This window comes from Flavobacterium cheongpyeongense (genome assembly GCF_003202435.1).
In the GTDB taxonomy this organism is placed as follows: Bacteria; Bacteroidota; Bacteroidia; order Flavobacteriales; family Flavobacteriaceae; genus Flavobacterium; species Flavobacterium cheongpyeongense.
Genome location: NZ_QJHK01000001.1, coordinates 347,802 through 370,139 on the forward strand (window position 1 = coordinate 347,802; position 22,338 = coordinate 370,139).

Genomic DNA, 22,338 nt, shown 5'->3' on the forward strand with positions numbered 1-22,338 from the left:
TAAACTACGCAAAATAACTGCGTAGTAGAGTTTGAATCTTTGAAAAATAAATTAATAAACATGAGAAATTCAGAATTTGAAATCCATCCTTTTAATGAAGCTTTTTATATTCAAGCTTTATTAACTAAAACACGTTCAATTTTTAATGATGTTGAATTATTAAATAAAATTTTCGAAAGTGAATATTATGATTGTCAGAACGATGATGTGATTTTAGATTTGCTTCAAAACATAATTCTTAGTGTAGGAGGTATTTCTCGATTTTTTTGGCCTCCGAATAATCCGAAGAATAAGAATATGGTGGATTATAAGATTAGAGGGGAAAAGCTACGTGAAGTTTATCATGTTAATGATTCAAGTGTTTTAAAAAATAGAGATATGCGAAATCTTATGGAACATTTTGATGAAAGATTAGATGATTTTTTAAAAGAGTTTACAATTGGAATAGTAATGCCGAAATACGTGGGACCAATAACTTATGTAGATAATAATAGAACATTTTTTAGAGCATATTTTTATGATAAGCATATTTTTAAAATGTTCAATGTAGAATATCAAATAGAACCAATTATAGAAGAGATTAATAGAATTCATGAAATTTTATTACGGCAACAAGAAAATGGTGATCGATTTAAGTTGAAGTGAAATTTATTTAAAAATTAAAAAATGAAACCACCAATCCATCAAATATTCGGTTCTGAAAATTCTCTCGATCTCGATTTGGTTTTCTTTATTGAAGAAATGCCGGAAACGATTTTGGAAAAACTCTCATTATCCAAAAAACTCAGTGAACCGATAACATCATTTTACCCCGAAAAGCAAATCAATGCCAATCTTGCCGTTCAAAAAAATGGTCATTTAATCCAGGTTTACAAAGGCACAACAGACGAATTGAATAATGCATTATTCTACACCTATCAAAATCATAGTCAGAAATTTGATAATCAAATAACAAAAATTTTGGTTAGAGATATCGATTTGAAGTTTTTGAGAAGCACCCGAATGATTTTGTCTTTTTTAAGTAAAACAGCATATCGGTTGTTAATCAAAAACGCTTTAAAAGGCGATTTGGAAGAAAAGATTCAGGCATTAGAAAAAATAGATTTAAAACATATTGATTCTTTCGGAAAAGATAAAAACAACCTGGATAGCATAAAATCAATTGCATTTCAATTAGGACAGGCGATTTCGCTTCATGACGGAAAAGAACTTTATACAAAAAACGAGATTGCACTTGAGTTTCCTGATTTGCGAAAATATCTTTTTAGAGAAGAAAATACTGATTTTGAAAACTTGCAGCAATGGCTTTTCAATTTTATCATTATACTCAGAAACAGAAGCTTTGAAATGAAAAAAAAGGCAGAGTATAAATATGAAGATGAAAATAAAATATAATATAATTACGCAGAATTATTGCGCACTTAATTTTGAATCTTTGTTTTAAAGATTAGAACACATGAATACAGCACTTTTAAAAGAAATGATTTCGCAAAATTATGTGCGGGTAAACAAACACCCTGAACATGATTTGTATATTTATAATTACACTCAAAATGCCCAATTTGAGAGAGTCTGGAACGAAATAACGTTGAGCTGCCGAGGTCTAATTTTAGATAAAAATTTTAATGTTGTAGCCAGACCTTTTCCTAAGTTTTTTAATTTGGGTGAAATAGAAAATCAAATGCTTCCTAATACAACTTTTGAAGTGTTTGATAAAATGGACGGTTCGCTTGGCATTTTGTACTGGATAAATGATGTTCCATTTATGGCGAGCCGGGGCTCGTTTGCCAGCGATCAGTCGGATAAAGCAAATGAAATGCTCCATGGAAAATACATTAATTCCTGGCCGCTTTTGGATAAAAATAAGACTTATTTGTTTGAAATTATTTATCCTGAAAACCGAATTGTTTTAAATTACGGATTAGCCGAAGAATTAGTTTTACTGGCTGTTATCGATACGCAGTCCGGAGCAGAATTTCCGCTGGAAGATATTGGTTTTCCAATAGTTCTGATGTTTGACGGAATAAAAGATATCAGAACTTTATCAGCACTAAACCAGGAAAACAAAGAAGGCTTTGTAATTAAATACGCAGATAATTTTCGGGTAAAAGTTAAGTTCGACGAATATTTGCGTCTGCATCGAATTGTAACACAGGTTTCCAACAAAAACATTTGGGAATATCTTAGAACCAATCAATCTATGGAAGAAATTCTAGAACGCGTGCCCGATGAATTTTTTGAATGGGTAAAAGAAACCAAAGCCGATTTGGAAAATCAATTCAAAGCAATTGAATACCAATGCAAGCAAGAATATCGAATTTATGAGACCATAAAAGAAACAGCATTGTATTTTCAAACTTGTAAGCATCCGAGCGTACTGTTTTCGATGCTTCACGATAGAGATTACAAAGAAATAATTTGGAAAAAAATCAAACCAAATTTCGAAAAACCATTTGCACATAAAGACAAATAATCAAAAAAAACAAATACTACGCAAAATAATTGCGCAGTGACAAAACTATATTTGTCAAACAAAAATAAATGTCATGATTATAAAACTTAAATCAGAAAATAAATACTTTTTAGATATTCTATATAAAAACCCCAATACAGATCAAGGTCTGTATTTGAAAGAATTAAAAGACGGAATTATTATAGGAAATGTGATCTCTGCTAGTGAATATCATTGTGTGTTTTTAGATGGTAAACACAGTTATTTACCCGAAGAAGGAAATCAAATCGATTTTCAAAGTTATTGCAGTCCATTATTGGCACTGAATATGGGAACGGAATTTTTCAATCATTTGTACAAAGAAAAAAACAGTCTAAATGAAACGTTTATTCTATGGCTTGAAAAAACGTATAGTCAAATTGACACAGAAAAAGCAACAATTGAAGTTCCTACGTTCTTTATAGATTCCGGCTGGTATAAAAACGAAAAATATCTTTTGTCGAAATATATTGACGGAATAACAATCAAACATAAGATTGGGAATAACTATGAATTAACGATTGAAGGAGCAACGGTAAGGGAAGCAATTCAGAAATTTTCGCTAATTGCATTGTTTACCCATTTTACCAACAGATACGCTGTTTACACGTTTATTGATGATTATTTTATTCAAAAGCATATCACAATGCTGACTAATATTTCGGGTATTCCGTATTTTGTATTTTATCTTTTTATCAAACGAATCATGCGTTCGCCAGTACAGTTTGAAAAATTCAAACCACAATTAGAAGCTTATTTTGACAACGAAGTACAATTTGTTTTTACAGATACGCATCAATCCAGAAAAGAATTTATTTGCAGTAAAATCAATTTTGATGAAACTGTTCTGGATTTCGGCTGTGGAGAATTACAATATTTCAAATTATTAAATAAAAGAGGATTTGCACAGGAATATTATGCTTACGATGAGGTAGATTTTAAACATGTTGCGGATAAAATTCAGGCTAATGAAAGAGCAGATCATTTGGTTTGGGTTGAAAAATTAGAAGAGCTTAAAGATTTTCAAGGTCAAATTATTTTGAGTGAAGTTATTGAACACAATTCTTTCCAAGAAGCAAAAAAAATATTAATCTGGATTCGTGACAATACAAAGTTTACAAACTTATTCGTAACAACACCGGATAAGGATTTCAATGTAAATTATGAACTAACAGAAGAATTCAGGCACGATGATCACGATTTTGAATTATCAAACGCAGAGTTTGTAACGTTGATTAATGAAATTTTTCCAAATCCCAAAACTTTTTACGGAGTAGGAGATTATGTAAAAGGAGTTTACCCAACAAGTGCAGTAATCATTCAAAAAAAGTAAAAAAATGCTAGACTATAAAGTAAGAAACAGAATCGATTGGTTTTGTAAAAATAAAATAAATGACTTTTCGCCAACTATTTCTCCAGCTCCAAAAAACAAGTCAAAAAATGAAATAGAAAGCATTGAAGAAGCCATAAACTATTATTTAGATAAAAATGTGAACGAATTCGTGGTTCAAAAAAAATACATGGGTTCTTATTGCACTATTTACTTAAAAAGAAATCTCGAAGAAACCTATTTTGTTTCCAGAAACGGTTTTAAAATGGATCATATCGATGTTGAAAAAGCTATTGATAGTTTGAAAGAGCTGCATACTAAAATGGTAAGTACTTTCCCTGATTTCGAAACAATATTAATTGCATCCGAAGTATTGCCATGGAAAATTTTAGGAGCGGGATTAATCGAAAAAGAATTTGCAGGATATTATGAAGCTTTAAAAACGTATAATGAGTATTTGAAAGCTTCGGGATTGCTTGAGAAATTGGTTTCGGTAAAAAATGAGGAATCGTTTACAACTTATGTTTTGGATAAAAAGCAATTGACCAGAAAAGAATTTGGGAGTACATACAAAACGCATATTGTTCGTCAGTATGAAGCTGTACAGGCAGTAAAAATTCCGGATTTAGATAAACAGCAAGAGTCTTTAACGGTATTCAAAAATCAGATTGATACTTTTGGAAATGAAGGCGAAATACATTTCAAACCTTTTACAATCCTAAAGATAGTTACAGCTTCTGGAGATGAAACATTGCCAAATAGCAATTTAACGTATGAACTGGTAAACGATGATGCTTTTCTGCATTTAGAAATTACAGCTTCTAATAAAGAACAAAAGCTAAAAGAGATTTATTCTTTCTTCGAAAAACTAACCAATGACAATGAAGAAGGAATCATGATAAAACCAGTTCAGAATTATATAAAAAATCTTCCTCCTTGTTTTAAAGTTAGAAATAACAACTACCTGACGATGATTTACGGCGTGAATTTCCATCAGGATTTTGATCATTATATTGATAAGAGAAACATAAAAAAGAAACTGGAACAATCCATAAACGGCTGGGAAATCAATCAGAAGATGCTTCAGATTCCGTACAAAGATTTAGGAGACGAAAATTATTTAATGCGTTTATTGCTTTTAAAGCGAATCAATAACGAAGAAATAGAAAAAACATTAGATCCAAGATTATAAAACACAAAATGAAAAAGATACCTACATTAACGATATTAGTCGGCTGCCCGGCATCAGGAAAAAGTACGTTTGCCGAATGGAAAGTGAGAACTGAAGCCAAAACCATGCGAATCAGTCGTGATGAAATCAGGTTTTCGCAATTTCAGGAAACTTTGGATCAGGCCTCAGAAAGTATGATTTCTAAAATCATAAACGGACAGATTAAAACGCTGCTCGCAAATGGTTGGAATGTGATTTTGGATACTTGTAATGTAAAGTCAGAATATATCAAACAACCAATAAATGATTTTTCTGAAATGGCCAATATTGAATTCAAAGTTTTTGATTTACCATTGGAAGAACTTTTTATCCGAAATGAAAAAAGAGACCGAAAAGTACCAAAAAAGGTAATTGAAAGCATGTACCATCAATTGCAAAAGACAAAAGAAAAATTTGATTTTAAACCCATTAGAAAAGTAAATAAAAATTTGGAATACTGCGAGCAAAACTCCAATCTGCCAAAAGCCATAATTTGTGATCTTGACGGAACGCTTGCTTTAATGAACGGACGAAACCCTTTTGATGCGAGCAAATGTGACGAAGACGAAATCAATAATCCAGTAGCGAATGTTTTGAGAAATTACAAGAAACTCGGTTATGAAATTCTCCTAGTTTCCGGAAGAGAAGACCGATACAAAGAACCAACATTACGATTTCTTCAAAAACACGAAATAGAATACAACAATCTGATTATGCGAAAAACCAAAGACAGCCGAAAAGATTCCATCATCAAAACTGAAATCTATAACGAGCTTATAAAAGACAAATATTTTGTAGAATTTGTTTTGGATGATAGAAATCAGGTAGTTGACACATGGCGAAACGATCTGAAATTACCTTGCTTCCAGGTGTATTACGGGGATTTTTAACGAGAAGCAAGAAGCAAGAAACAAGAAGCAAGAGAATAGAGTAAAGAAAATAGACTTTAGAGTAAGTGTAGGTCTTTGCTCTTTTCTCTAAAATAAAAAGTATAAAAAAAGAAAGATAGAAGAGTAAGAAAAAAAGATTGTAAAGTCTTGTCTCTTGCTTCTTTCTTCTACAAAATCTTAAAAGTAAAAAATGAATACATACATAGATATCGGAATTAATTTAACGAATAAACAATTCCAAAACGATACAGACGATATCGTACAAGACGCAATCGATGCTGACGTAACCAAAATGATCCTTACCGGAACAAGCGTAAGAAACAGCGAAGAATCATCAAAAATTGCCAGGCAGTATCCGGGCGTTTTATATGCGACAGCCGGAATCCATCCGCATGATGCGCAGCGTTTTGATGCACAAAGCATTTCAAAACTGCGGAATTTATTAAAACAAAAACACGTAGTTTCAGTAGGCGAATGCGGGCTCGATTTTGACCGCGATTTTTCGCCCCGAAACAAGCAGGAAGAATGCTACAAAGCCCAATTAGAACTGGCAATTGAAGTTCAGAAACCTTTGTTTTTGCACGAAAGAGCCGCTTTTAGCCGCTTTATGAGTATTACAAACGAGTATCTGCCAAAACTGCCCCAAGCTGTGGTACATTGTTTTACCGGAACTTTACAGGAAGCCAAAACGTATCTCGACAACGGATTCTATTTGGGTTTTACTGGAGCGATTTCAGACAGTAAACGTTTTGAGCATTTAAAAGAAGTAATTCAGTACGTTCCGCTGGACCGAATGATGATTGAAACCGATGCGCCGTTTATGCTCCCGAAAAATGTCCCAAACAGCCTTTTAAAAAAATACCAAGAACGAAGGTGTGAACCTGCATTTCTTCCCTATGTTGCCGGAACAATTGCGCAGTTTAAAGGAATTACTTTGGATAAAGTGGCGGAGGAAACGACGAGGAATGCTAAAAGCTTTTTTGGATTTAAGAATGTCTAATCTATTATTTTGTTAATATCATTCTTTAAAAGCTTAATCTCTTTATATAGATCTTGCGTAAATTTTGCCATAGGTCTTAGTAGAATATCATTTTCAGTCATATAATTTCCAGAAATTAATCTTTCAAAAGGTACTTTGCTATGAGGTAATTTTTCTGCGTAAAATTTTTTTAAATCGTCCAAATATGAATTATTGTATATGTAAGACTTAATTATGATTTCTTCAGCAATATCTTTATGTTCATTATAAATTTTATTTATATGAAAGTTGTTATCAATAGAAGTTTTTTTGTGCGTTATTCTATATGGATCGTTGAAAATAATTTTTAAATCATTGTTGTTGAAACTATTAAAAAAATTAATTACACTTGATTTATCTAAATTAAAAGTATATTCATTTTTTGGAAGAGTTTCACAATAAAAATCAAATTTTATTGGACGATCAGATTTATTATGATTGCATTTGAAACAAGCAGGAACAAGATTAATTAGTGACACTGAAAAATGAGGGTATTCTGAACTAGGAAGGACATGATCAAATTGAAATCTAGCTTCAAATACATTTTTTTCTTTTTCAATTGCAGTAGTATAATTAGCATTGCAGTAGACACAAGCTTTTATATTTAATGAATAAAAAAATGAAGGTAAAAATTCATTTCTTAAATCAGAATAATTAAAAATTGTTTTGATAACCTCCTTAAAATCTTTATTTTTCTTTTTGTAAAAAAAAATGCCAGTAGGAACTTTTCCAATAGCTGTTTTATAGTTCTTAATACTCTTTTTATTTAGTTTAATGAAGTTTTCATTTTTTAAGATTCTAATTAATTTGTTTAAATAATTTGTTTGTTGAATATCTAATTTGTGTGAATGGTTTTTTCTAAAATTAATAAGTTTACTGTAAAGCTTTTTGTTTAATATGGTTATTTCTTTATCAAACTTTACAATATTAGCGATTAGTATCTTTTCATTTATTTGAACCATTTTTATGTAGATTTTAATTTCATTAATCGTTTAATTTCATCGTCAATTTGGTTTTGAAATTTTTTAAAATATAATTCTCTTAAACTATTCCTAACGATTGGTTCACCAATCATGTTTATCAATCTAAGGGCATTTTTTTCCCAAAATGAAGATTTTTCTTGATCCTTTTCTAAAAAAGTAATTAATTCGGTAATTTTCTGAGTGGAAAAATTACCTGACATTCCATCATCGATAAAAAAAGAATCTTTAAATAAACTATAAATATTTTCCGCAAATGTTTGAGTATTATTTGTTTCAAAATTTGAAATTTCAAGTTCTTTTATTTCATTTTCAGAGTTTATATTTCTTATTTTAAAAAAACTAACATTATTAGAAGTGATGTCAGACAGAGGAATTGGCGAATTGGACGTAATAATTACCTGTATATTTCTATTTGAATTAATTTTAGTATTAAAAAATAATTTTGGCAGATATTTAATTAAGAAGTAATTAAGCTTTTTATGCCATGATGGATGAAGATATAAGTCAGGTTCATCCATTAAAATAAGAACATTATTGGATAAATTTCCGTATTTATTATTATCCATTATAATTTTATAAAATCTAGAAAAAATATTTAACATTGCCCTTTCACCAGAACTTAATCCGCTAAAATTGAAAAAACTATGAGGATTTATTTTTACTGAATTATTGTATAGTTTAAATATTTCTTTTATCAATATTTGTTCCTCACTTGATATATAAAATGAGGGATCATTAATGCTACCAATTCTATTAATTAATTTTTCATTATTTACAATAATGAATTCGATAAAATCAAATGTCCTTTGTATATCTGATTCAATTAAATGATAAACGGTCTCAGTTTTTTTTGCTTCTTCATTAATATTTTGAAATATACGATTTAGAATATCTGAAAATCCATCTTCTGAACTATATGGAAAACGATGTTTAATTTGAATATTAATATCAATGTTGCTATTATTATATGATAATATTTCTTTAATTAAATTCAGAATAAGAAAACAGATATAAGATTTTAAGGAGTCATTTAATTCTGATCTTAAATTAATTATATGATTTAAAAGGATATCTTTCCATAAATTGTATTGTGAAGATAATTTTTTATCGGAAAATTCTACTAAAAGGGTTGCTTCAGTGTTAAAAGAGACTTTGAGATAGAGTACTTTAGAAATATTAAATAAATTAAAATCTTCTTTAAATTGAGAAGTGAGAAAATTAAATTGCCGATATACTTCTTCTGAGATATGAATGTTTATGGGGTTTTCATTTGGTTTAATTAATTTTTGCTCAACATAAAACTTATAATCATCAATTATCAGACAATTTGTAGATATATTATGAAGACCTTTTAGACCTCCTTCAATTTTACCATCAAAAATATTTGAAAAGAAAATTATATCTAAATTTTCAATACCTCGTAATGAATAACCGAAATCGAAACCTGAATCTAATTGAGATTTAGGTTTGGTTAGTTTTTTTATTGGGGATGCAAAGTTAAAATCAGTTTTGATGCTAAAGGTTGTTTCTATTTTAAAACCATTATTGATCTTATAGATGATGATTGCTTCACTGCGAAGATTACTGCCCTGAACCAGATTTTCTTTTATAAATTCTAAAGTTGTACTTTTTCCAGCTCCGTTATTACCAACTAAATATGAATAATTTGTTATTCCTTGACTATCATCTAAACTGTAAAATCCTTCAATATAATTTTTATTAATTATATACGATAATTTATTTGTTTTCTTAGAATATTCGAATAGATATTCACCTCCAAAATTTATGTTTGCCTCTTTAAGGATTTTATAATCATCTATATATAAAAATAGTATTTCCATAGTCAAAATATGTATTATTTCAATTTGTAGTTAAGCAATATATTAAGGTTTGTATTATGTAAATTAAAGAATTAATATACCAATAGTAATAATTTTTTTCATTGTACATTTGAATAAAACTAAAAAGCGCAAACTCCTTTTAAAAAGTTTGCGCTTTTCCAATTCTATTCTATATAAAAGAAAAAGAAAATTCCTATTTCAATTTCAACAACTTCTCTAAATACTCAACCTTATCTTTTTCAGCCTGAACCAAACGTTCATAAAGTTCCACAACTTTATCAAGAGGATTGAAATTTAAAGTAAATATCTTAGTTAGATAAAATATTATAAAAGTTTAAATGACCATCCAAAACCTAAAATCCCAAAATCTAATTCTTTTCGAAGTCATTTCAGGAAGTAAATCTTTTGGGTTAAATACGCCCACATCAGATACCGATATAAAAGGTGTTTATTATTTGCCTAAAGAACAATTTTACGGTTTGGAGTATATTCCGCAAATCAGTAATGAAACCAATGATGAGGTGTATTACGAGATTGGTCGTTTTGTAGAATTGTTACTTAAAAACAATCCTAATATTCTCGAAATTCTGGCTTCGCCTGAGGATTGTATTTTGTACAAACATCCTTTAATGGAGCATTTGCAACTAAAAGATTTTCTATCTAAACTCTGCAAAGATTCTTTTGCGGGTTATGCCGTAACGCAAATCAAAAAGGCGAGAGGTTTAAACAAGAAAATCGTAAATCCGCTGCCAAAGGAAAAGAAAAGCCTTTTGGATTTTTGTTATGTTTTAGAAGATTATAAAACCGTTTCGGTATTAGAATTTCTAACGGAAAAGAATTTAAAGCAGGAACAAATTGGTTTGGTCGATTTGCCCAATTCAAAAGGAATGTTTGCGATGTTTTACGACGAAAATAAGACCATAGGTTACAAAGGCATTATTCAGAAAGAAAACTCCAATGAAGTTTCGCTTTCATCGATTCCAAAAGGTGAAAAACCAATCGGTTATTTGTCTTGCAATCAGGATGGCTATTCCAAATATTGCAAAGAATACACCGAGTACTGGAACTGGATCGAAAAACGCAACGAAGACCGCTACAATACCAATCAGCAGCACGGCAAAAATTACGACAGCAAAAACATGATGCACACCATCAGGCTTTTGCAAACCGCTGAGCAGATTCTGTCAACCGGAAAATTAAATATCAGGGTTCAAAACCGCGAGGAACTTCTGGACATCAAAGCCGGAAATAAAGAATACGATGATTTACTTCAAATGGCAGATAATCTAATAGCTTCAATCGAAAATCATTATCAGACATCAACTTTACCTGAAAGACCAAATGAGCATAAAGCTATTCAGACTTTGATTGAAATCAGGGAAGAATTGTATAAATAAGATTATTCTTGTCTTTGAACTTTGACTTCATGAAACATGAACTACAAAATACCATTTCAGGAAAGAGCCAGGTTAAGCATGGAGCAAATATCCAAACAGAAAGGAGTCACTTTAGAGCAAGCAAGAGCACAAGCAAAATGGCTTAGTGAAAATAGTACTTCTAAAGTAAAGAAGAAAAGAATCTAAATCATTCGAATAAAAACCCAAACCCCGCAAATACCAATTGGCGGGGTATTTTTTTGAAATAGTTTTTTAATTTTATAAGAAATAAATTTCTGTACATAATATAGGCATATTCTACAGAATCTTGTCATTAGCGCATATTGCCAATCTTTGTAGAGCTACTTGCGAAGATTTCTCCTTACGTCGAAATGACAAATTCCATGAAAACAAACTTTGAAAATAGCTAAACTATGTGAATTTAAAATAGTGAAACGCCTTTAAACGTAAGGAAAGACTATGTTTCTATGTGTTGAAAATAATTACGCAGAAGAGTTTACTTCTAATATTTTTTTAACATTAAAAAGACATTATTTTAAGGAAAAATTACTCTAAAATTCTTACTTTACCATTTCAAAATAAAAGCTGACATTAATGAATATAAGCATCTCAGTTAAACAATTAGGAAAAAAACATCCGCTCCTGCAGGAAAAAAGTATAGCGCTGGCGATAGAAAATCCTGTCATTACCACGCAAAAGCTCATAGAATCGATTGTAGATCATCAGGTACAATTGTTTCATGCATCGTCGTTTGAATTTGAAGACCAAGACAAAATACACCTTCCCAAAGAAAACTATTTGCCCCTTCTTACTGATACCGGAAAAGCAGGTTTTGGAGCTCTTTACAACCACAATAAAGTGGATCTGGCAAAAGCGCAGGAAACCGCCCTCCAGGCTTTCGAAGACGGAATGTATGCCATCTTTTACGGCGACGATCAGCTGGAAACGTTGCATCAGGAAATCGACCTCGAAGAAAACAAACCACTCACGTTTATCAGGCTTACCTTTTTGGCAGGGAGTTATTGGTAGTATTCAAATTCAAAAAAACAAATTCAAAAAAACAAATTCAAAAAAACAATTTCAAAAGGCAATGGCAAATTACAATTACAAATTCAAATTATATCATATTTGATGTTGTATAATCTAAAATGATATAATTTATAATCTTAAATAATACACATGACAATCGAAGATATACTCGGAAGTAAAAAAGTAGAAAACCCGATTAAGAGGTTTAAAAAGGAATTGGCAGCAATAGCAAATACAGGTCTTATTTCGCAGCTGTTGTCTAAAAGCAAACTCAAAAAAGAGGTGGCTGAATTGGGTCTTCTTTTACTAAAACTCAACGACAACTATGCCGGAGTGTATATTGCGCTGGGTTCTAAGGATTATACTGAATTTGAGAAATACGTCAAAACAGAGCTGTGGGAAGATAAAAATTACTACGAGCTGCTGGTTTACTTTTTTGGTGCAGAAAGTGCGGCGTATGTAAAAGATGCCTGGAACCGCCTGCCGAAGAAAATGTATCAGGACGGATATGCCAGACGTTCTTTCAGAGCGCCCAACAATGCCCGCTTTTTATTGGTGAACCAGGTTAATTTTTTACGCTCGCTTTTGGGCGGTCCCAGTATTTACAATTATCAAAACAGCAGTTATTATGATTTAAGTATCGAAGACCAGATTCGGTACGATACCGAGTTGCACAATCCCGTGAATCAGTTCAGGCTTTGGTCTTCGGCACTGGAACAGGGAAAAGAAGGGCTTTTTCAGCTGTTTGAAGCTATTATTTTCAACAAAGACCCAAGAGGAAAAGTATCACGAAATATCATCAAAGCACTTTTAAACACGGAGAAAAAAGAATGCTGGGAGCTGGTCGAAAAATTATTGCTGGCGGCACAAAGACAGGAAGGCTTGCGACAAACGGTGCTGGAAGCGCTTGACGAAACAAGTATTGGCGCACTGCACTATATGATGAATGTGATTTTAGAAAACAAACTAACCCGTTTCTCATCGGTAGTACGCGCAATTGATACGTGGACAGGTTTGGGCTGGGAATCTGAAAAAGAAACCACGGTAAGGAACATACTGCAGCTTGCAGCCGGATATTTTGCCAATCCGGATTCGATTGCCAAAGCTATTCTGAGCAAAAACAACAACGAGGTATATATGGCACTTTGGGTACAGGGCGTTTTTGATGTCGAAAAAACAGTTCCGTACCTGCATGAATTATTAGAAAACGGTTCGGTCGAAAAAAAATGCCTCGCACTGAAATTTGCAGGAGAAACAGGAGATCCGTATATCGAAATGCCACTGTTTTTTAAAGCTTTAGAGCATGAGAATCTTCAGGTTCTGGCCTTTATATTACCCCAAATGAATGCTTTGTTAAACGCCAATTCAAAATCTAAATTTTACATCGAAAATCCGGATTATCCACAGTTTTTTGAGAAGGTCTACACTTTAGCGGAAGCGATAACCGAAAAAGAGAAAGTTTTTGAAAGCAAAGTATTTTCCTGGCTTACCGTAAAGTTCGAAAGAGATTCGCTTTATGCTGCTGCTATTTACTTAATTGGCGATAGCAACGAGCGACTGGAACTGGTTTTACGTAAATTCGAAAGTTTGTCGTTGACGTTAAGAGAGAACCTGACAAGAGAAATTCTCGGTAATTTCTACAGCTATTCGTATTATTCGATGAAAAACAATAACGGAAACGAAGAAAAAATTCCAACCGACTTCCAAAGGGATTTTGCACTTCGCATTTTAAAAGACAGAGGAGAATCTTTGGTAGCTTCGGCAATAAATGTTTTGAATCGGGTAGTGCTCTCAGAAACAGCATTAGAGATTTTTCAGGAATTGTTCAAACGTAAAAATTCGACTTTAAAGAAAAACCTGATTGCCATTATTTTAAAACAGGAAGATTCTAAAATCGAAAACTTCGTCAATCAGACTTTAGAAAAAGGCGATCTGGAACAGCGTATGTCAGTTTTAGATGTAATGCTGCAGTTGCAAAAAAACAATAAACTTACGGATAAAGTAAACGACTGGGTAAAGGAATATTTGGCCAAACCAAAAATTACAGAGAAAGAAACCAAATTCCTGGAGCAGTTAGAACCAGAGAAAAAGAAAGACATTTTAAGTGCCGAAAACGGATACGGTTTCTATACGCCAAACGAAATTTCGCCTTACGACCTGCCAAAACCGGAAGCCGATTCGTTGTATGCAAAAGCAGTAAAAACAGCACAATATGGTTTTTCGAAACCCATGCCGCATATTAAAAAAGAAATCGATAAGCTCTACAAATGCTATCACGAAAACAGCAATTATGAATACGAAGTCGAGAATTATGACAATAGCAAAATAACACTGTTATTGGGAAATACTTTTAGACGGATTAAATATCTAAAAGAGGAAAATGCCCAAATTGCAGCCACAAATTATCCGTTGTACGAAGTTTGGTCGGGCTGGTTTGAGAACTCGGGACTGGCAGAAAGAGATTTGTTTCTTTTAACCTTAATCAGCAGTTGTGACCGAAAGGTTTTTCGTGATTTTCTGGAGAAACATGTTTTTTATTATAAAGAATTATTGCCACATCAGAAAAAAAATGGTTACGACTGGGACAATGCGATTCTGCAAATCCTGAATGCTTTACAGCAAAAATATTCGTTTAACGAAAAAACCGATTTCTTAATCGATGCCTGTAGTGCCTTATATGCCGATCTGCCAAAATCGATTCTGGAATTTGAATACAAACCCGGAAAAGACGAGTATTATTATAATACCAATAACGGAAACGGCTGGCAGAATCAGCACTTTTTTGATATTTATCTGAATGCAATTAATGTCGAAAATCTAACCAAAGAGCAAAATATAAAAGTCTGGAACCTGTACAGATGGAGACAATTAAACGGATTGCAGCACAATAGTACGTACAATAAACCGCTATTGTATTTGTATTGTGCCGCTTTTGAGCAAAATGCAATTACAGAAGGAGAACTTTATGAAGGGATTCTCGAAAGTGACAGAATCTCTACTTTAACCAGCGAAAACAAAAAACAGCACAGGCACGTTGCGGGTGAAGCATTATTGGAGAGGTTTCCGTTTTTGGTTCCGATGATCGATAAAATTCGCGAAACCTTTTTGGATATCGAAGTCAAAAGAGGCGATTCAAATACCCCGGTTACGCATTTGGTGCAGAGCTTCGAGAAGATTTTTGGCATCAGTCGTCTGGTCGAATTGCTTACAGCACTTGGAAAAGCGAGTGTATACAAAGGCTATATTTATTCCTGGAATTATACCGATTTGACTAAACAAAAATTGTTTAGCTATTTATTAAAAAGATGCTTTCCGCTCAGATCAGACACTCAGGAACTTTTTAATGAATCCATTAAAAAAGCGAAAATATCAGAAGAAAGGTTAATTCAGGCAGCAATTTATGCACCACAATGGCAGCAATTTATCAGCAATTACCTCGACTGGAACGGACTTGATGAAGGAATCTGGTGGCTTCATGCACATACCAAAACTGCAGCCTACGGAAGCGTAAATGCAGAATTAGAAAGTGAAGCAGCAAAATATTCAGCTTTGGACATTCAGGATTTTAAAGACGGTGCTGTTGACAAAGACTGGTTTACATCGGCCTATAAAAAATTAGGAAAAGCCAAATGGGAAATTCTTTACGAGTCCTCAAAATACATAACAGATGGTAACGGTCAGCGAAGAGCAAAGTTATACGCAAGCACGTTGACAGGCGATTTAAAAATCAGGGAAGTTACCACAAAAGTAAAAGACAAACGAGATCAGGATTACCTAAGAGTTTACGGATTGGTTCCGTTGAGTAAAACCAGTCCTGAAAAAGATATTTTGTCGCGTTACGAATACCTGCAGCAGTTTAAAAAAGAAAGCCGGGAATTTGGCTCGATGAAACAAACCAGCGAAGCACTTGCAATAAGGGTAGCACTCGAAAATCTGGCCAGAAATGCCGGTTATCCGGATCCTGTGCGTTTAACATGGGCGATGGAAACCAAACAGGTACAGAATATTTTATCCAAAGAAACGGAAGTCAGACTTGATGATGTAATTATAAAACTGGTCATCAATAACGATGGAAAAGCAGATCTGGTAACGCTGAAAGGAGACAAGGAATTAAAAGCGATTCCGCCAAAATACAAGAAAGAAAAAGCCATACTGGAACTCACAGATTATAGAAAAACAATGCGCGAGCAATGGGCAAGATCCAGAAAAGGTCTCGAAGAAAGTATGATTCGCGGAGACGAATTTTTATTCTCAGAAATGCAAAATCTTTTTGAGCATCCGATTATTTCGAAACATCTGGAGAAACTGGTTTTTATATCAAATGATAATCAAATTGGTTTTTATGTAGATGGAAACCTCATTTCGGCTCTGGGAGAAGTTTTGTATTTGAACGAAAAGCAGACTTTCAGGATTGCACATTGTTTTGACTTGCATAAAAACGACGTCTGGATCGATTTTCAGTCGTATTGTTTTGATAATAAATTGCAGCAGCCCTTTAAGCAAATTTTTAGGGAATTATATATCCCGACTGCAGATGAGTTAAACGAAAAAGCTATTTCAAGACGTTACGCAGGACATCAGGTACAGCCGAAACAAACGTTGGCTTTACTGAAAAACAGGGGATGGAAAGTTGATTATGAAGAAGGATTGCAGAAAGTTTTCCATAAAGAAGGGTATCAGGTAAAAATGTACGCTATGGCAGACTGGTTCTCACCGGCAGATGTAGAAAGTCCGACTTTGGAAACGATTGAATTTCATTCTTTAAAAGACTATAAAAACATTCCGTTTGAAGATATCAATCCGCGTATTTTCTCAGAAGTCATGCGGGATATTGATTTGGTGGTAAGCATTGCCCATGTTGGTGGCGTTGATCCTGAAGCAAGTCATTCGTCAATCGAAATGAGGACCGTTTTATTAAGAGAAACATTGCGTTTGTTTAAAATAAAGAATGTCGAAATCCAGGAAAAACATGCCCTTATAAAAGGAGAACTTGCCAATTACAGTGTTCATTTAGGAAGCGCAGTTGTTCATCAAATGCCGGGAAAATACCTGTCGATTCTTCCGGTTCATTCACAACACCGCGGACGTTTGTTTCTTCCGTTTGCCGATGATGATCCAAAATCGGCAGAGGTAATGTCTAAGGTTTTATTGCTGGCAAAAGATAATGAAATTCAGGATCCGACAATTTTGACACAGATTGATAAAACGTATGCTTAAATTAGCTCTTAACGTGTACCATTTTTAAATTTTCATAAATAATTGTTAAAATAAGGTAATAAAAACTATATTTGCACTCGAAATATAACAATAAATAAAAACAACTATCATGTCAATACAACCAAAGTACGATCGTTTAGAAGGATTTCTTCCGGCTGAGATCTCAGGATGTGATAGTATTTTTTATGAAATTGAAGTGTAAAGTATAGTTTTAAAATCAGCATAAATACAAAAAAGCGTCCTCAAAATGAGACGCTTTTTTTGTTTTCTGACAGTTTTCAATCAAAAAGCAAAAGAGAAACCAATCAGGATTTTAGAAAATAGAAGTAAAAAATGATTTAAAACAGACGCCTAACTAAAAATAATTAAAAAAATAAAGAATCAAATGTTTAATGCATAACCTAAATATTGAAATATAATCTTGAAAAGTAATCTGATGAGAGACAGTCATTTGATACAAAACAGAATCTGCCAAAGAATGCGGACAGGGATTTTTACCGCTATTTTTATTATAAAATACTAATAATCAACAAAATAAATTCAAAAAAGATTTGGATAATTGATTTTTTCGACTTTATCTTTGCCGAAGAAAATCTGAAAAAAGAATTTCAATATCATAAAGAGATTTCAAAATATAATACAGCATATAAAATGAATTTCAATTATAAAATATATAGCGTAGAACTGCAAACACCGGGATTAGATCACGGATGTTTTACAGCACAGGTGCATGAATACAGGCAATAGGATACGTATATCTTATTATATCTTATGTAGCACCTTTAACCGGGTGCTTTTTTTATGCCCGAAAAATAAAATGATTTTGTAGCTCAATTGGCAGAGCAATTGGATACTACCCAGGAGGCTGAAGGTTCGAACCCTTCCAAAATCAAAAAAATGTTCTCTAGAAAGAACAGGCTCATTGGGGTTACTGGCTAACCTTCCCGACTGTCTCTCGGGAGAAACGGGTTCGACTCCCGTATGAGCCGCAAATGGTGTTTTTAGTTTATCTGGTAAAACCTCGGGCAGTGAATCCGAAGAAAAGGGTTCGATTCCTGAAAACACCCAAACCGGGGAAGATAACGGTGCTTGTATACCCGCCTTGGATGCGGGAGGCAGCAGGTTCTAAATGCTTTGCATTCGTGAACACCTTAATGCTTCCCAGACAAATACAGGAATGGTGAAATGGCAGATTTAGGATTTGTTTTCTGAGTGTTCAAGTCTCCCTTCCTGTACAAAAATGAAGTTTAATTTTAAGAAATTTAAAATGAAAAAGATCAGCACCTTGTTTGCTAAAGATCCAAAAAATTTGGCAAGAGTAGTAAATAAAATAAATGCAGAAAATGCCTGGGTAATAAATGGAGAAGCCATTGCGACAAGAAAATTTGATGGTACGGCAGTTGCTATTATTGAAGGAGAGTTGTTTAAGAGATTTGATGCCAAAAAAGGAAGAAAAATTCCGTCAGGCGCAATTCCGTGTCAGGAAGCAGATTTAATTTCCGGACACCACCCGCACTGGTTAAAATGCGATCGCACAAAATCGGAAGATCAATTTTTCTTTGAAGGTTTTGATAATTTAGTAATCAAAACAGACGGAACTTACGAGTTATGCGGTCCCAAAGTACAAGGTAACCCGGAAAGATTAGTAACACATCAATTGGTAAAACATGGTTCTGAAATAATCGATCTGGAAAGTGTTGCCTTTGAAGATTTAAAAGCCTTCTTAATGAGTGATGAAACAGATATGGAAGGTATTGTTTTCCATCACAAACTAGATGGCAGAATGTGTAAGTTAAGAAAATCTGATTTTGGTATTAAGCGATTGGAAGTAGTGCTTAATGAATAATACTAATTAGTAAAGAGTTATTAGTGATTAGGAGAGTGTCAGTTCGAGTTTTTTTAAGAATTCGAAAGCAATTTCAAAAAAAGTATCGATAGTCATTTTTAGAAGAATGTTTCTTGATACGCTTCGCACTCGGAGAGATATCCAAAATAAACAATAAAAGTAAAAAATAGAAAAATGGAATTTAGAAAATATAATTCAATAGAAAATACACACCAAAGACAAGTTTTGGAACAAATTATCATGCATGGTTTTGAAAAAGAAACCTATATCGTACAAGAAAAAGTTCATGGTGCTAACTTCTCTTTCTACACTGATGGAGAAACAATTAAAATTGCAAAGCGAACTGATTTCGTTAGTGAAGAAGAGACTTTTTACAATGCTCATGAAGTAGCAAAACGTTATAAAGAAAAAGTTTTGGAAGCTTTTAAAACCGTACAATCAGAATTTCAGGAAACCCAATTTATTGTCATTTTTGGGGAATTGTTTGGTGGGAATTACAATCATAAAGAAGTACCCGTAGCAAAAAACGCTATCAAAGTACAAAAAGGAGTAGACTATTGTCCGGAAAACGATTTTTATGCTTTTGACATTAAAGTAAATGGTACGCATTATTTAACCGTTGATTCGGCAAATAGTGTGTTTGAAAAAATAGGTTTCTTTTATGCAAAGACCTTGTTTAAAGGGACTTTAGAAGAAGTATTTCGTTATCCAAATGAGTTTAATTCCTTGATACCAGGTTGGTTGGGTTTTCCTCAATTAGAAAATAATATTTGTGAAGGAGTTATTATTAAACCTAATGTTCCTAAGTATTTTGGAAATGGATCACGAGTAATTTTGAAAAATAAGAATCAAAAATGGGCAGAGGTAGGTAAAAACAACAAGCTTAAAAAAGAACATAAAGAAGTTTATTTTTCAGGAGAAGCGCAAAGTGTTTGGGAGCATATTCAAAACTATATTACAACCAACAGATTGTATAATGTGTTGAGTAAAGATGGAGAATTTCAGCCAAAATTAATGGGGAAATTGGTAGGATTGTTATCACAAGATATTATTACTGATTTTAAAAAAGACAACCCAACCGCTTTTGATGTTTTGGAAAAAGAAGAACAAAAAAGCATTAATAAAAGCATCAATAACCAAGTGATATGCTTAATTAAAGAAGAGTTTATGACTATTAAAGTGTAAAAGACTTTGTGAGAGGCTAAAACTATAAGTGCAGGCGCATCTGTAACCGTAGCAGAAGATACTGTTGCAAAACAGGGAAACTGGCATTGTTACGAAAACAAACATCGTTTTACAAGAGAATGGGAAAGCGAATTTACCGCCACTACTGAACCTATCTGTCAGAAATAAATCATATTCCGAATATTATCCGATATGAGGCTGTGAGAGAGGTTTGTCTCGAGTATTATAGAATGGATCAACAACTGAGTTTAATAAAAAATGCAACTACGCAAAATAATTGCGCAGTTATATAGGAATCTTTGCTCAGGAAATAAGGGAAGAATAAACGCTGACAGGAGTTATTGAAAATGGATTGAAGGAGGAAGACAAAATTATTTTAGAGATTGAAAAGATGGAGTTGTACCAATTACTGATTTTGGGGAATCATGATTAAAACTAAAAGATGATCAATTAGCTAAAAGATTTCGTTAAATGAGGATAACCGCCAGTTTAAAAGGCTGGTGGTTTTAAAAAATTAATTATTAAAATTTAAACAAAAATGAAAACTACAGATAAAATTATTATTATCGATTTAGAGGCCACATGCTGGCAGAGCGAAGTCCCGAAAGGGCAACAAAATGAAATTATTGAGATTGGATTAGCGGTCTTGGATGCTGAAACTGGAGAGATTACCCAAAACATAGGTATTCTCATAAAGCCGCAACGCTCAACGGTGAGTTTGTTTTGTACGGAACTTACCACCATTACACAGGATTTACTTGATAAAAACGGAGTAAGTTTTGAAGATGCCATTAATCAATTAACAGATGAATACCAACCCGATTTATATACTTGGGCAAGTTACGGTCAGTACGACCTGAATATGTTGCAGAAACAATGTAAATCTTTTGGAATTCCGTATCCCATGGGTGATGAGCATATTAATGTAAAAACATGGTTTGCCGAGAAATTCGGTTTAAAGAAACCAACCGGAATGAACGGTGCTTTGCATCTGTTGAATATTCCGTTGGAGGGAACGCATCACCGCGGAATTGATGATGCTAAAAATATTGCTAAGATTTTGCATTGGTGTTTAAAGAATTAGAATTGTTTTTTGTTACCAGCGATCATTTACAAAAGTGATAGCGACAGAAGGAACTGCAGATATTTGTGTATTTGCGGTTTCTCTTTTTACCAAAGCATAAACCAAATTGTGGTGATTTTAGGCATAAATAATATTTTAACAAAGTTTAGATTTAATGATATATTTGTGAAAAAGCTTCACTATAAGTTAAGCCGGAGCTGTTTATTTAAAATACCTTCGTAACAAAAACAAAGCGGCAGAATGTAATGAAAAAGGTCATGCGTATAAGGAGGCAATTGCATTGTACAAAGAGCTTAATGAAGATGAAAAGGTAGGAGATTTGTATGTCATTTTAAATGATAAAGTAAAAGCAAATAAGTATTTTGAAAAAGTAATTGAAAATTATAAAACGAATTTCCAATACGTAAAAGCTTCATTGGTTTATAAAAATAAAATAGGGGATTGCAGTCAGGCTCAGGATTTGTTGATGGAGGGCTGGAGGGCTAACAAAGATGCCGGAAAATGCCTCAATAACTATTTTGCAAATACTAATTAGGCACAAGAATTATCAATGGCAATTCAAAGTGTTTATCAGAATGATGTTGCTGAGACTAATGTGGCGGTTTTTTTTCACTTATTAAAACATGAATTTACTAAATACGAAGAGCTTGAAGAGATGATCAAAAATATGGCTTACGAAATAGCAGCAGGCAGGATTGATAAAAATCCGGATATAGCTTCAGAATTGCTTCATTTTAATAAAGAAAATAAGTCAATGCTGAAAGATGTGATGAAGTATAAACTGAAGCTGAAAAAGTAATGTTTGCAGTTTGTAAAA

18 protein-coding genes, 3 tRNA genes and 1 pseudogene are annotated in these 22,338 nt (G+C 32.9%); 19 read left to right on the forward strand and 3 right to left on the reverse strand.

Annotated elements, in window-relative coordinates; translation table 11 throughout:
* Positions 1–60: 60 nt before the first annotated feature.
* The 7 genes from DMB65_RS01510 to DMB65_RS01540 all read left to right on the forward strand — a co-directional run bounded on the left by DMB65_RS01510 (position 61) and on the right by DMB65_RS01540 (position 6,921).
* On the forward strand, positions 61–645 hold the full coding sequence (locus tag DMB65_RS01510; protein WP_110304902.1) for a hypothetical protein: 585 nt from the start codon (positions 61–63) through the stop codon (positions 643–645).
* Positions 646–666: 21 nt separating this feature from the next.
* Positions 667–1,395 carry a hypothetical protein gene (locus tag DMB65_RS01515; RefSeq protein WP_110304903.1) on the forward strand — a complete coding sequence of 243 codons (729 nt, stop codon included), beginning with the start codon at positions 667–669 and terminating at the stop codon, positions 1,393–1,395.
* 61 nt (positions 1,396–1,456) lie between these two features.
* The gene (locus DMB65_RS01520) at positions 1,457–2,473 is read left to right on the forward strand and encodes a T4 RnlA family RNA ligase (protein WP_110304904.1); all 1,017 of its coding nucleotides are present in this window, start codon (positions 1,457–1,459) and stop codon (positions 2,471–2,473) included.
* 73 nt (positions 2,474–2,546) lie between these two features.
* Positions 2,547–3,824, forward strand: a complete 1,278-nt coding sequence (locus DMB65_RS01525; RefSeq protein ID WP_110304905.1) for a methyltransferase domain-containing protein — start codon at positions 2,547–2,549, stop codon at positions 3,822–3,824.
* 4 nt (positions 3,825–3,828) lie between these two features.
* On the forward strand, positions 3,829–5,013 hold the full coding sequence (locus DMB65_RS01530) for a DNA ligase-like domain-containing protein (protein ID WP_110304906.1): 1,185 nt from the start codon (positions 3,829–3,831) through the stop codon (positions 5,011–5,013).
* A gap of 8 nt (positions 5,014–5,021) precedes the next feature.
* Positions 5,022–5,921 (forward strand): phosphatase domain-containing protein, encoded by a 900-nt coding sequence (locus tag DMB65_RS01535; RefSeq protein WP_110304907.1) that lies wholly within the window; start codon positions 5,022–5,024, stop codon positions 5,919–5,921.
* Positions 5,922–6,111: 190 nt separating this feature from the next.
* The gene (locus DMB65_RS01540; RefSeq protein WP_110304908.1) at positions 6,112–6,921 is read left to right on the forward strand and encodes a TatD family hydrolase; all 810 of its coding nucleotides are present in this window, start codon (positions 6,112–6,114) and stop codon (positions 6,919–6,921) included.
* Here the strand turns inward: DMB65_RS01540 and DMB65_RS01545 are convergent.
* The 3 genes and pseudogenes from DMB65_RS01545 to DMB65_RS22340 all read right to left on the reverse strand — a co-directional run.
* Positions 6,918–7,901, reverse strand: coding sequence for an HNH endonuclease (locus DMB65_RS01545; protein WP_110304909.1), 984 nt, complete (start codon positions 7,899–7,901; stop codon positions 6,918–6,920). The two genes, DMB65_RS01540 and DMB65_RS01545, sit on opposite strands and share 4 nt — an antisense overlap.
* A gap of 2 nt (positions 7,902–7,903) precedes the next feature.
* Positions 7,904–9,763, reverse strand: coding sequence for an ATP-binding protein (locus tag DMB65_RS01550; RefSeq protein ID WP_110304910.1), 1,860 nt, complete (start codon positions 9,761–9,763; stop codon positions 7,904–7,906).
* A gap of 193 nt (positions 9,764–9,956) precedes the next feature.
* Positions 9,957–10,058 (reverse strand): annotated as a pseudogene (locus DMB65_RS22340) (transcriptional regulator); the annotation flags it as partial.
* A gap of 43 nt (positions 10,059–10,101) precedes the next feature.
* Between DMB65_RS22340 and DMB65_RS01560 the strand changes: the two are divergent.
* The 12 genes from DMB65_RS01560 (at position 10,102) to DMB65_RS01600 (ending at position 22,320) form a co-directional block, all read left to right on the forward strand.
* Entirely contained in the window at positions 10,102–11,160 is a 1,059-nt protein-coding gene (locus tag DMB65_RS01560) for a nucleotidyltransferase domain-containing protein (protein WP_110304911.1), read from the forward strand.
* Between the two features lie 36 nt (positions 11,161–11,196).
* On the forward strand, positions 11,197–11,346 hold the full coding sequence (locus tag DMB65_RS22045; protein WP_165834819.1) for a hypothetical protein: 150 nt from the start codon (positions 11,197–11,199) through the stop codon (positions 11,344–11,346).
* A gap of 408 nt (positions 11,347–11,754) precedes the next feature.
* Entirely contained in the window at positions 11,755–12,189 is a 435-nt protein-coding gene (locus DMB65_RS01565; RefSeq protein WP_110304912.1) for a hypothetical protein, read from the forward strand.
* 150 nt (positions 12,190–12,339) lie between these two features.
* The gene (locus tag DMB65_RS01570) at positions 12,340–17,406 is read left to right on the forward strand and encodes a DUF4132 domain-containing protein (RefSeq protein ID WP_110304913.1); all 5,067 of its coding nucleotides are present in this window, start codon (positions 12,340–12,342) and stop codon (positions 17,404–17,406) included.
* Between the two features lie 819 nt (positions 17,407–18,225).
* Positions 18,226–18,298 (forward strand) — tRNA-Ser (locus DMB65_RS01575).
* 24 nt (positions 18,299–18,322) lie between these two features.
* A tRNA-Asp gene (locus DMB65_RS22050) sits at positions 18,323–18,395 on the forward strand.
* 5 nt (positions 18,396–18,400) lie between these two features.
* Positions 18,401–18,473, forward strand: a tRNA-His gene (locus DMB65_RS22055).
* 200 nt (positions 18,474–18,673) lie between these two features.
* Complete coding sequence (locus DMB65_RS01580) at positions 18,674–19,252, forward strand: RNA ligase 1 family protein (RefSeq protein WP_110304914.1); 579 nt, start codon at positions 18,674–18,676, stop codon at positions 19,250–19,252.
* A gap of 174 nt (positions 19,253–19,426) precedes the next feature.
* Positions 19,427–20,437 carry an RNA ligase family protein gene (locus DMB65_RS01585; RefSeq protein ID WP_110304915.1) on the forward strand — a complete coding sequence of 337 codons (1,011 nt, stop codon included), beginning with the start codon at positions 19,427–19,429 and terminating at the stop codon, positions 20,435–20,437.
* Between the two features lie 538 nt (positions 20,438–20,975).
* Entirely contained in the window at positions 20,976–21,521 is a 546-nt protein-coding gene (locus DMB65_RS01590; protein ID WP_110304916.1) for a 3'-5' exonuclease, read from the forward strand.
* Between the two features lie 280 nt (positions 21,522–21,801).
* Positions 21,802–22,056 (forward strand): hypothetical protein, encoded by a 255-nt coding sequence (locus DMB65_RS01595; protein ID WP_110304917.1) that lies wholly within the window; start codon positions 21,802–21,804, stop codon positions 22,054–22,056.
* Positions 22,057–22,071: 15 nt separating this feature from the next.
* The gene (locus DMB65_RS01600) at positions 22,072–22,320 is read left to right on the forward strand and encodes a hypothetical protein (protein WP_110304918.1); all 249 of its coding nucleotides are present in this window, start codon (positions 22,072–22,074) and stop codon (positions 22,318–22,320) included.
* Positions 22,321–22,338: the final 18 nt, after the last annotated feature.

Bases quoted from the DNA above. Each gene is read 5' to 3' on its own strand.
- DMB65_RS01535 (WP_110304907.1), top strand. From the start codon at position 5,022: ATGAAAAAGATACCTACATTAACGATATTAGTCGGCTGCCCGGCATCA.
- DMB65_RS01525 (WP_110304905.1), top strand. From the start codon at position 2,547: ATGATTATAAAACTTAAATCAGAAAATAAATACTTTTTAGATATTCTA.
- DMB65_RS01545 (WP_110304909.1), bottom strand. From the start codon at position 7,901: ATGGTTCAAATAAATGAAAAGATACTAATCGCTAATATTGTAAAGTTT.
- DMB65_RS01565 (WP_110304912.1), top strand. From the start codon at position 11,755: ATGAATATAAGCATCTCAGTTAAACAATTAGGAAAAAAACATCCGCTC.
- DMB65_RS01550 (WP_110304910.1), bottom strand. From the start codon at position 9,763: ATGGAAATACTATTTTTATATATAGATGATTATAAAATCCTTAAAGAG.
- DMB65_RS01570 (WP_110304913.1), top strand. From the start codon at position 12,340: ATGACAATCGAAGATATACTCGGAAGTAAAAAAGTAGAAAACCCGATT.
- DMB65_RS01590 (WP_110304916.1), top strand. From the start codon at position 20,976: ATGAAAACTACAGATAAAATTATTATTATCGATTTAGAGGCCACATGC.
- DMB65_RS01515 (WP_110304903.1), top strand. From the start codon at position 667: ATGAAACCACCAATCCATCAAATATTCGGTTCTGAAAATTCTCTCGAT.
- DMB65_RS01560 (WP_110304911.1), top strand. From the start codon at position 10,102: ATGACCATCCAAAACCTAAAATCCCAAAATCTAATTCTTTTCGAAGTC.
- DMB65_RS01600 (WP_110304918.1), top strand. From the start codon at position 22,072: ATGGCAATTCAAAGTGTTTATCAGAATGATGTTGCTGAGACTAATGTG.
- DMB65_RS01510 (WP_110304902.1), top strand. From the start codon at position 61: ATGAGAAATTCAGAATTTGAAATCCATCCTTTTAATGAAGCTTTTTAT.
- DMB65_RS01540 (WP_110304908.1), top strand. From the start codon at position 6,112: ATGAATACATACATAGATATCGGAATTAATTTAACGAATAAACAATTC.
- DMB65_RS01530 (WP_110304906.1), top strand. From the start codon at position 3,829: ATGCTAGACTATAAAGTAAGAAACAGAATCGATTGGTTTTGTAAAAAT.
- DMB65_RS01580 (WP_110304914.1), top strand. From the start codon at position 18,674: ATGAAAAAGATCAGCACCTTGTTTGCTAAAGATCCAAAAAATTTGGCA.
- DMB65_RS01520 (WP_110304904.1), top strand. From the start codon at position 1,457: ATGAATACAGCACTTTTAAAAGAAATGATTTCGCAAAATTATGTGCGG.
- DMB65_RS01585 (WP_110304915.1), top strand. From the start codon at position 19,427: ATGGAATTTAGAAAATATAATTCAATAGAAAATACACACCAAAGACAA.
- DMB65_RS22045 (WP_165834819.1), top strand. From the start codon at position 11,197: ATGAACTACAAAATACCATTTCAGGAAAGAGCCAGGTTAAGCATGGAG.